Annotated in this window: 9 protein-coding genes; 3 read left to right on the forward strand and 6 right to left on the reverse strand. The window is 59.1% G+C overall.

From position 1 onward, the window contains the following. Window positions 1–45 precede the first annotated feature (45 nt). The 6 genes from BN1139_RS01325 to BN1139_RS01350 all read right to left on the reverse strand — a co-directional run bounded on the left by BN1139_RS01325 (window position 46) and on the right by BN1139_RS01350 (window position 6,242). Window positions 46–1,011 (reverse strand): alpha-L-glutamate ligase-like protein, encoded by a 966-nt coding sequence (locus BN1139_RS01325; RefSeq protein ID WP_005353164.1) that lies wholly within the window; start codon window positions 1,009–1,011, stop codon window positions 46–48. Window positions 1,012–1,014: 3 nt separating this feature from the next. Continuing rightward, window positions 1,015–2,553: an inactive transglutaminase family protein gene (locus tag BN1139_RS01330; RefSeq protein ID WP_005337699.1), complete on the reverse strand. Its 1,539-nt coding sequence runs from the start codon at window positions 2,551–2,553 to the stop codon at window positions 1,015–1,017. A gap of 3 nt (window positions 2,554–2,556) precedes the next feature. After that, window positions 2,557–3,345, reverse strand: a complete 789-nt coding sequence (locus tag BN1139_RS01335; RefSeq protein ID WP_005337698.1) for an ATP-dependent zinc protease family protein — start codon at window positions 3,343–3,345, stop codon at window positions 2,557–2,559. A gap of 52 nt (window positions 3,346–3,397) precedes the next feature. Continuing rightward, window positions 3,398–4,375 (reverse strand): tRNA 5-methoxyuridine(34)/uridine 5-oxyacetic acid(34) synthase CmoB, encoded by a 978-nt coding sequence (cmoB, locus tag BN1139_RS01340; RefSeq protein ID WP_013723597.1) that lies wholly within the window; start codon window positions 4,373–4,375, stop codon window positions 3,398–3,400. Next, window positions 4,372–5,118 carry a carboxy-S-adenosyl-L-methionine synthase CmoA gene (cmoA, locus tag BN1139_RS01345; RefSeq protein ID WP_005353159.1) on the reverse strand — a complete coding sequence of 249 codons (747 nt, stop codon included), beginning with the start codon at window positions 5,116–5,118 and terminating at the stop codon, window positions 4,372–4,374. Before cmoA ends, cmoB begins: the two co-directional genes overlap by 4 nt. Window positions 5,119–5,393: 275 nt before the next feature. After that, window positions 5,394–6,242, reverse strand: a complete 849-nt coding sequence (locus tag BN1139_RS01350; RefSeq protein WP_005353153.1) for a DUF72 domain-containing protein — start codon at window positions 6,240–6,242, stop codon at window positions 5,394–5,396. A gap of 162 nt (window positions 6,243–6,404) precedes the next feature. On the opposite strand from BN1139_RS01350, the gene BN1139_RS20695 reads away from it, so the two are divergent. From BN1139_RS20695 to BN1139_RS01365, 3 genes are all read left to right on the forward strand, one after another. Continuing rightward, entirely contained in the window at window positions 6,405–6,656 is a 252-nt protein-coding gene (locus tag BN1139_RS20695; RefSeq protein WP_005337686.1) for an FmdB family zinc ribbon protein, read from the forward strand. Window positions 6,657–6,688: 32 nt separating this feature from the next. After that, window positions 6,689–8,455, forward strand: a complete 1,767-nt coding sequence (gene aspS, locus BN1139_RS01360; protein ID WP_005337684.1) for an aspartate--tRNA ligase — start codon at window positions 6,689–6,691, stop codon at window positions 8,453–8,455. 102 nt (window positions 8,456–8,557) lie between these two features. Further along, complete coding sequence (locus BN1139_RS01365) at window positions 8,558–9,298, forward strand: YebC/PmpR family DNA-binding transcriptional regulator (protein WP_005337681.1); 741 nt, start codon at window positions 8,558–8,560, stop codon at window positions 9,296–9,298. The last annotated feature ends 423 nt before the right edge of the window (window positions 9,299–9,721 follow it).

Genomic DNA, 9,721 nt, shown 5'->3' on the forward strand with positions numbered 1-9,721 from the left:
TAAAAAAAGCGCGCCATAGGCGCGCTCAGTTCACAAGCGGAGAAGTTATTCCTCAAAGATCCCGAAGTGATCCTTGGCGAAATTGACCCGCTGCTCCACGTTCATCTTAACCTGGCCCAGCTTCTCGATAGTCTTGAGATTGGGCACCAGGCCGCGACCGTTGGCGATCTGGATGGCAAGACCGGGACGGGCGTTGAGCTCCAGCAGCATGGGGCCGCGGAACTTGTCCAGCACCATGTCAGTACCTATATAACCCAGACCCGACATCTCGTAGCAGGAGGCGGCCAGGGTGAGCAGGGTATCCCAGTGGGGCACCTTGAGCTCATAGAGATCGAGGCCGGTGTCCGGATGGTGGCGCAGCGGATTGCCAAACTGCACCGCCCGCAGGGCACGACCGGTACGCAGGCACAGACCCACCCCCACGGCGCCCTGGTGCAGGTTCGCCTTGCCATCGGAGGCGGCGGTGGAGAGGCGCATCATCGCCATCACCGGGAACCCTTTGAAGATGATGACCCGGGCATCAGGTACCCCTTCGAAGGAGTAGCCGTCGAACACATCATCAAAGTTGATGAGGCCTTCCACCAGAGCCACGTCGGGCTTGCCGCCAAGCGAATAGAGCCCCGCCAGAATGTTGGAAACATGGCGCTCCAGATCCTGACCGGTAGAGGCGCTGCCGTTGGGTTTATAGAAGAGGCCATCTTCCTGACGCAGGATCACCAAGATCCCCTTGCCGCCCGAGCCACGGGCCGGCTTGATGCAGAAGCCCGGCCAATCTTTTACCAGCTCGGTGATGCGACCCACATCGTGCTGGGCACGGATGGTACCGATCAGCTCAGGCACGGTGACCCCTGCATCCAGCGCAATTTGCTTGGTCTGCAGCTTGTCATCCACCAGCGGATAGAGGCTGCGCGGATTGTAGCGGCTGATGTAGGAGTGGTTGCGTTTGTTCATGCCGAGGATGCCTGATTGGGACAGGCTCCACGGGGTGGTGTATTTTTCCCAGAACCACATCGGTTACTTGTCCTTACCCGGGGTGACGCCAGATTTCATCTCGTCCACCAGCGGCTTGAAGCGCTTCAGTTCGCTCAGCTTGTAGCCGGTGTAGTTACCCATCAACAGCACGGTCGCCATCAGCACCAGCTGCAGGCCGAGGAAGTTGAAGGTGAGGTGACGAATAAGCTCGTTATCCATGGCCAGATAGGCGATGACGGCAACCAGCAGAGAGCCGCCGCCCTGGCGGAACACCTCTTTCGGGCCCTCTTCTTCCCACAGGATGGACATCCGTTCGATGGTCCAGGAGAGGATGATCATCGGGAAGAAGGTGATCTTCATACCGTCGGTCAGCCCCAGCTTGAAGGCGAACGCGGAGAAGATACCGATCATCGAGATAACCATGATGATGATGGCCGATATTCGGGCGACCAGCAGCAGGTTAAGCCGAGACAGATAGGAGCGAATGATGAGACCGGTGCCGACGATCAGCAGGAAGCCGATGAGACCGGTGACCAGCGAGGTCTGGATAAAGGCGACCGCGATCAGCACCGGCATAAAGGTACCTGAGGTCTTGATCCCCACCAGCACCCGAAGGAACACCACCATCAGCACGCCGATCGGGATCAGCAGCAAGCCCTTGAACAGGGTCTGCTCTTCCAGCGGCAGGCTGTGGATGGAGAAGTTCATCATCTCTGATTTTTCGAACTTCTGGGCCAGAGCAACGCTGACCGGCTGCTCCTGCTCGATCATCGAGAAGCTGACACGGGAGTTGTGACCACCGGTCACGTCCAGCAGGGCGCCGGAGTTATATTCCCACAGCAGCAGGTTGGCCGGACGACCCTGTTCACCGGTTTGCGGGTTGAACAGCTTGTAGTCGGTCGGGCTGTTGAATACCTGCAGGTAATCCACCAGCTCCTGACGACGGCGGCCATCTTCCAGATTCAGAGCATGCACCACGCGGGTGGGGACGTCAGCATTGTTGAGCAGCTCGGCGATCAGGTTGGCGCGGCTCTTGTGCTTTTTCAGCAGCTCGGCGTTCTGCTCCTGCTTCTCGATCTCCTTGATGATCTCGCGAGTCAGGGTGTAGCCGTCGGCAGAGCGCTCCTGGGCTCGCTCGAGGATCTGCTTCATCGCGGTGGCATAAGGCTCACTCTCGATCTGCTTCTCGATGGCAGGCGGCTGCGGATTGGCGGCCGGTTTGGCGTGGGCATCCGCCATCATGTCGACGCGGTAGTAGAGCTCCTGACGGCCAGAGGCGGTGCGGATGGACCACTCGGCGCGGGCATCGCCATCTTTCTCGACGAAGGAGAGGCCGTAGCCGGGGCTGGCGGCGTTCTCGTTCATCAGGGTGAAACCGGGCTGGGTGCCCGGAATGGCCAGGGAGGCGATCACCGGCTCACCGGTCGCCTCAAACTCCAGCTTGGCTTCGATGGACCAGATCTGGCGCTTTTCACCGGGCGTCAGCGGCACATCCAACGCGATATGGTGATAGATCGTCATCCCCAGGCCGACAATGTACAGCAGGGCTACCAGCAAATAGAACGGCTTACGGGAAACCATGGATTATTTCACATCCTTGAGCTTGGGTTTGGGTTGGATATATTCGCGGGCCACATCAACCACGGCGATGTCTTTCAAAAATTCGCGACCCAGCAGCACAGGGAAGGTCATGTCGCTACGGTCTTTCAGGGTAAATTCGGCTTTCTCGGTCATGTCGCCAATGCGCACAGCCAGACGCACTACCGGACGGCGGTCCAGATCGTCGGCAGAGGCCTGACGCACCCGCACATGGCGTACCAGCGGCGCTTCGATCTGGATCTTGTCGTCTACTTCCTGATGGCTCAGGAAGAAGCGCACCCAGTTTTTGCCGTTGCGCTCGAAAATGGTGATCTCCTGCGCACTGATGGAGGAGGTGGTCGCACCGGTATCGACCCGCGCCTGGAAGGCGTCGTTGGCCGCATCAACCCAGATCCACTCGGCTTCACCGACCATCAGCTTGCCATCGATGGTGTGACCCTGATTGGGGGCCGGGCACTTCTCGGTGGGGATGGCCATCGGCTTGGGCGGCTCGGAGGGGAGGGTGGCGAGCTTGTGGTCTACTTGCTTGACGGACTCTTTCATATTGGTGACATCTGTGTTGAGCTGAACCAGCAGGTGCTGTTGCTGCACATACTGCTTCTGTTGCTGTTCCATGGATGTTTGCAGGCGCTGCTCGCTCTGGCTCAGCTCGCTACGAAGCTCGGCCAGCGTCAGAGCAGGGACCTGAGGCGCTTTTTCCATATTGACACACCCGCCGAGACTAAGCAGGGAGAGCAGGGTCATTCCTTTTAATTTGCTTTTCATGTCATTCATTTAACTGTGCTTCCTGGAATTGGGTCAGTGTAACTTCCTGAATCGCCATCGGCTAGTCTTTGGCCTTGCGGGCAATCAGTACGGCACGTTTCGGCGCCGGGTGTCCTTCTACCGTGAGTGCCGGATTGTCTGGATCCAGATAGTCACTCAGGGATTCATTAATCATCCAGTCGGTACGACGCTGTTCGTCGGTGCTGGTCATATTCTCGTCTACTATCCGCACGTCGGTGAAGCCGCAGCGCTCGACCCACAGCTTGAGGGCGCGGCTTGAGGGAATAAACCAGACGTTGCGCATCTTGCCGTAACGGTCGGTGGGCATCAGCACGTCGTTGACCCCGCCGTCAATCACTAGCGTCTCCAGCACCAGCTCGCCATCATCTTTCAATTGATTGCGCAGCTGCTCGATGTGCTCGATGGGGGATTTGCGGTGATAGAGCACCCCCATCGAGAAGACGGTGTCAAAAGCACGCAGCTCCGGCAGTTCCTGAATACCGAGCGGCAACAGGTGGGCGCGCTGATCATTGCCCGCGAAGTGGCGAATGGCCTCGAACTGGCAGAGGAACAGCGGACTCGGGTCTATGCCGACCGCCAGCTTGGCCCCTTCACCCACCATGCGCCAGAGGTGGTAACCGCTGCCGCAGCCCACATCCAGCACGTAACGGCCTTCGAGCGGGCTGATATGGGGCAGCACCCGATCCCACTTCCAGTCAGAGCGCCACTCGGTATCGATATGGATGCCGTGTACGGTGAACGGCCCTTTGCGCCAGGGCATGAAGTGGCGCAGCAGGCTCTCGACCTTCTTGCGCTCCCCTTCGCCAAGGCTCTCGGCTGAGCCAATCTCGACCCGGCTTTTCAGCTCGATGTTGCCGGGGGAGACCACCGGCAGCTTGTTGAGGGCGCGGTTCCAGCGCGGCAGGTCGCCATGCTGGTTGTCATGTTGCCAGGCGTGCAGCTGGGCGGGCAGGGTATGCAGCCAGTGGCTCAGCCGGTTTTTGGCAATCAGTTGATAGAAATTGGCAAAGTCGATCATGGCTGGGCGTCGCTGGATTTGATGGCAATCATGGAGCCGAAGTTGAAGCACTGAAACCAGAGATCCTGATGGACGAAACCGGCGTCGCGCAGACGGGCCTGATGCACCGGCAGGCTGTCGGTGCGCATCACGTTCTCAAGGGCGGTGCGTTTCTGGCTGATCTCCAGCTCGCTGTAGCCATTGGCCCGCTTGAAGTCGAGATGCAGATCGATGAGCAGCTCGTTGACCGGTTCATCTTCGAAGCGGAACTTTTCGCTCAGGATCAGGATCCCGCCCGGGCGCAGACCATCGTGAATGCGCTGGATCAGGGCGGCCCGTTTCTCCGGCTCGACAAATTGCAGGGTGAAGTTGAGCACCACCACGGAGGCGTTCTCGATCTCGATGTCGCAGATATCTGCTTCCACCAGCTCAACCGGCACCTCGGATTTGAAACCGGAGAGGTGGGCGCGGGCGCGCTCGATCATCGGATGGGAGAGATCCACCGCGGTGATGCGGCAGCCGGGCTGGCTGACATGGCGACGCATCGCCTGGGTCGCGGCGCCCAGTGAGCAGCCGAGATCATAGAGTCGGCTCTCGGGTTGGGCGTAGCGGGCGGCCATCATGCCGATGGCAGAGATGATGTTACTGTAACCCGGCACCGAGCGCTGGATCATATCGGGAAATACGTCGACGACCTGTTCGTCAAAACAGAAGTCTCCCAATCGGGCGATCGGGGCGGCAAAAATTTGATCTTTGGTATGCATGCTGGCGCAACCTGACAGTCGGGACATCACCCGGCTGTATTGTTCAATTGAGTCGTTGGGTGACACCCATCAGAGTAGATTTATCACCTGTTTACGAACGGGGTGGCTGGTCATGAAATCCTTTGGACCTGTCCTGTTCGTACGGGCCATGTTCCGGACCCTTACTTGGGGCGGTAGTGTAGAGGATTGATGGCCGTTTGTCTTGACGCCAGGGCTTGCCACGCCACAAAAAAGTACTTTTTTTACAGCGAAACGATGGCCGCAGAATGGGTTGGCTAAAAGCGCAGCACTCCCTGCCGTGCGCGATCGTTTTCCCCCGGCCAGGGGGCCATCTCCTGCTCCAGCAAGCGGGTGATCTGGCGGGCCAGCTCAGGTGCCTGAGCGTTGTCGGCAGTATGTATATAGAGGTAGAGAGCCTTGCCCTCGGAAAGCCACTGGCGCCAGTGGGGGAGCCAGCTGGGCAGGAAGGGGTGATTGGCCGCCGGATCCGGCAGGCCGATAAAGCGCACCATGGGGGCGTTGGCGGTGGCCAGTAGATGTACCGGCAGGCGTGGCTTCTTGCCTTGGGCATCGACAAGGGCTGGCGTGGTTGCTGGCACCGAGAAGAGTGGCCGGCTGTCGAGCATCACCCGGTTCACCCCCTGTTCCATGAGCAGCCGGTTCAATGCCCGCTCGGCCTCCCCCTTGGCGAAGAACTCAGGGTGGCGCACTTCGAGGGCGTAGCGAAACGCCCGTGGCAGCCGATCGATGAAGGCCGCCAGTCTGGCCAGCCCCTCTGGCCCAAAACGGGCGGGCAACTGCAGGGTGAGCAGCCCCAGCTTGTCGTGCAGCGGGGCGAGCAGGCGAATAAAGTCGGCTACTTGTTTGTCTGCGCTCACCAGATCGCTCTGGTGGCTGATGGTTTGCGGAAATTTGAAGTTGAAACGAAAGTGATCGGGCACCGCATCGGCCCAGCGCTGTACCGTATCGGGGGTCGGCAGGGCGTAGAAGGTGGTATTGCCCTCCACCGAATTGAACACGGTGGCGTAGTGGGCGAGGTGTTCGGCAGGCTTGGCGCCAAGGCCCAGCAACTGGCCGGGCCAGCTGGGGTGGGACCACTGTGGCAGGCCCAAATAGAGGCTCATGATGGCTATTCTCTTCGCTCTTGGTGCATTCGTGCCGATTTTTTGCCCGCTTTTTGCCATCGAGTGCAAAAAACTGGCGAAAGGAGGCTGCTGGCCATTTTACCCAAAAGGGGGTTTTCCTCTATAATGCCAGCCCTTTTGTTTTTCAATTTCTTGTGACCCATGCCTATCTACGAATATCGTTGCGACGTCTGTGGCCATGAATTGGCAAAACTGCAAAAGCTTTCCGATGCCCCCCTGACCGACTGTCCGGCCTGTAGCAAGCCGAATCTGGTCAAGCTGATATCGGCGGCAGGCTTCCGGCTCAAGGGAACCGGATGGTACGAGACTGATTTCAAACCGGGTAAGAAAAAGAATCTGGCCAGCTGTGAGACAGACGGTGCTTGCCAGTCGTGCCCGGCGGCCCAAGGTTAACCGTCTCTCTACAATTTCGAAGGAAGAAGTCCATGCGCTCTATCTATTGCGGACAGGTCAATGAGGCCCATGCAGGGCAGACCATTACATTGTGCGGTTGGGTTCATCGTCGTCGTGATCTCGGCGGTCTGATCTTTATCGATATGCGCGACCGGGAAGGGATCGTTCAGGTGTTCTTCGATCCGGACAAGCCGGACGCGTTCGCCCTGGCCTCCGAGCTGCGCGGCGAGTTCTGCATCCAGGTGACCGGCGTGGTGCGCACCCGTCCCGAGTCCCAGCGCAACAGCGACATGGCCACTGGCGCCATCGAAGTGTTCGCTCACGAACTCAACATCATCAACCGTGCCGAGCCGCTGCCGCTGGACTTCAATCAGGTCAACAGCGAAGAGATCAGCCTCAAGTATCGCTACCTGGATCTGCGTCGTCCCGAGATGGCCAAGTACCTGAAGACCCGTGCCAAGGCCAGCGCCTTCGTACGCCGCTTCATGGACGAGCACGGCTTCCTCGATATCGAGACCCCGATGCTGACCAAGGCCACCCCGGAAGGTGCCCGTGACTATCTGGTGCCGAGCCGCGTGCACAAGGGCAAGTTCTACGCTCTGCCGCAATCACCCCAGCTGTTCAAGCAGTTGCTGATGATGTCCGGCTTCGATCGCTACTACCAGATCGTCAAGTGCTTCCGTGACGAAGACCTGCGTGCCGACCGCCAGCCGGAATTCACCCAGATCGACGTGGAGACCTCCTTCATGACCGCGCCCCAAGTGCGTGAAGTGATGGAAGAGATGATCCGCAAACTGTGGCTGCACATCCTGAACGTGGATCTGGGCGACTTCCCGATCATGACCTTCGACGAAGCCATGCGTCGCTACGGCTCCGACAAGCCGGACCTGCGTCTGCCAATGGAGCTGGTCGATGTGGCTGATCTGCTGACTGCTGTCGAGTTCGCCGTGTTCGCGGGCCCCGCCAACGATCCGAAAGGCCGTGTGGCTGCCCTGAAAGTCCCGGGCGGTGCCGAGCTCTCTCGCAAGCAGATCGACGAATACACCAAGTTTGTCGGCATCTACGGTGCCAAGGGCCTGGCCTGGATGAAGGTCAACGAAGCGGCCAATGGTATCGAAGGCGTGCAGTCTCCGGTTGCCAAGTTCCTCTCTGACGCCATCGTGCGCGAGATCCTGGCCCGTACCGGCGCAGCCGACGGCGACATCATCTTCTTTGGTGCTGACAGCAAGAAAGTGGTCTGCGATGCCATGGGCGCCCTGCGTCTGAAAGTGGGTCGCGATCTGGGTCTGCTGGAGAACAGCTGGAAACCGCTGTGGGTCATCGACTTCCCGATGTTCGAGGAAGATGGTGAAGGTGGTCTGGCCGCCATGCACCACCCGTTCACCGCGCCGAGCAACATGAGCCCGGCCGAGCTGAAAGCCAACCCTGTGGGTGCTTACGCCAACGCCTACGACATGGTGATCAACGGCTACGAAGTGGGTGGCGGCTCTGTCCGAATCCACAACAGCGAGATGCAATCCACCGTGTTCGACATCCTGGGTATCACCCCGGCCGAGCAGCGCCTGAAGTTCGGCTTCCTGCTGGATGCGCTGAAGTACGGTACCCCGCCGCACGCCGGTCTGGCCTTCGGTCTGGACCGTCTCAGCATGCTGCTGACCGGCACCGAAAACATTCGGGACGTCATCGCCTTCCCTAAAACGACCGCTGCTGCCTGTCTGATGACAGACGCCCCCAGCCTTGCCAATGCCGCCCAACTGGGTGAGCTGGCGATTGCAACCACCGTCAAGGGCGACGAGTAAGCCGATACCGGCACCGGAGGCCGCCGCCGTGCGGCCTCTGTGTTTCCCTTGGGTTAGTCATGATCAGTGTTACTGACATTTAAAAAATAACGGAGAGTCTCTATGGCAGGTCACAGTAAATGGGCCAACATCAAACACCGCAAGGCCGCTCAGGACGCCAAGCGTGGCAAGATCTTCACCAAGCTGATCCGCGAAATCACTACCTCCGCGCGTCTGGGTGATGCCGATCCGGCCAACAACCCGCGTCTGCGTGCTGCGGTGACTGCCGCCCTGACCAACAACATGACCCGCGACACCATCAACCGTGCCATTCAGCGTGGCGCTGGTGGTGGCGATGGTGAACAGCTCGAGACCATCGTATACGAAGGTTACGGCCCGGCTGGCTCTGCCGTGATGGTAGAGTGCCTGACCGATAACCGTAACCGTACCGTAGCCGAAGTGCGCCACGCCTTCAGTAAGTGCGGTGGCAACCTGGGTACCGACGGCTCCGTCGCCTATCTGTTCAGCAAGAAAGGTCTGCTGACCTTCGTTGGGGTAGACGAAGATGCCCTGATGGATGCCGCGCTGGAAGCGGGCGCCGATGACGTGGTCACCGAAGAGGATGGCACCATCGAGGTGTACACCACCCCGAACGACTTCGGTACCGTGCTGGATGGTCTGGAAGCTGCCGGCTTTAAGGCCCAGAGCGCCGAAGTGACCATGATCCCCTCCACCGAAGCTGAGCTGGATGCAGAAACTGCACCCAAGCTGATGCGTCTGATCGACATGCTGGAAGATCTGGACGACGTGCAAGAGGTTTACCACAACGGCTCCATCTCCGATGAAGTCGCTGCGACCCTCTGATCGCTGAATCGTGCTCTCCCAATGGCAGCCAGATGGCTGCCATTTTTTTATCTTTGCATCGTGGCAACTGCTGATGTGTCGGCTGAGCAACCGGTGCAACAACTCTCTTCACTTACAATCTTTCCCGCTTTCTCTGCGCATTATCATTGCGCTGTCTCTGCCAGCCGATTGGCCCTGCACGTACGCCAGTCGGCAGTTCTGCTGCGTTGCGTTAGCGAGGCTTCGCTTATCCTGTTTATCACACCTTTAGCTCTTGAGATGGCGTTGACTGCTCACATCTGCCCGTCAGGGTAATTCGTTGGGGGTAGGGGATAGGAGGTGATGGAGCGTGCTCTTGTTATCACAGGTGCCCATCAATACAGAGTGACAGGTTGGGATGTCGATAACGGATTGGCTGGGGCGAGTTGGTTGGTTGGTTGGTTG

Source organism: Aeromonas veronii bv. veronii (assembly GCF_000820225.1).
GTDB lineage: Bacteria > Pseudomonadota > Gammaproteobacteria > Enterobacterales > Aeromonadaceae > Aeromonas > Aeromonas veronii.

Bases quoted from the DNA above. Each gene is read 5' to 3' on its own strand.
- BN1139_RS01335 (WP_005337698.1), bottom strand. From the start codon at position 3,345: ATGAATGACATGAAAAGCAAATTAAAAGGAATGACCCTGCTCTCCCTG.
- aspS (WP_005337684.1), top strand. From the start codon at position 6,689: ATGCGCTCTATCTATTGCGGACAGGTCAATGAGGCCCATGCAGGGCAG.
- BN1139_RS01325 (WP_005353164.1), bottom strand. From the start codon at position 1,011: ATGTGGTTCTGGGAAAAATACACCACCCCGTGGAGCCTGTCCCAATCA.
- BN1139_RS01350 (WP_005353153.1), bottom strand. From the start codon at position 6,242: ATGAGCCTCTATTTGGGCCTGCCACAGTGGTCCCACCCCAGCTGGCCC.
- BN1139_RS01365 (WP_005337681.1), top strand. From the start codon at position 8,558: ATGGCAGGTCACAGTAAATGGGCCAACATCAAACACCGCAAGGCCGCT.
- cmoA (WP_005353159.1), bottom strand. From the start codon at position 5,118: ATGCATACCAAAGATCAAATTTTTGCCGCCCCGATCGCCCGATTGGGA.
- cmoB (WP_013723597.1), bottom strand. From the start codon at position 4,375: ATGATCGACTTTGCCAATTTCTATCAACTGATTGCCAAAAACCGGCTG.
- BN1139_RS01330 (WP_005337699.1), bottom strand. From the start codon at position 2,553: ATGGTTTCCCGTAAGCCGTTCTATTTGCTGGTAGCCCTGCTGTACATT.
- BN1139_RS20695 (WP_005337686.1), top strand. From the start codon at position 6,405: ATGCCTATCTACGAATATCGTTGCGACGTCTGTGGCCATGAATTGGCA.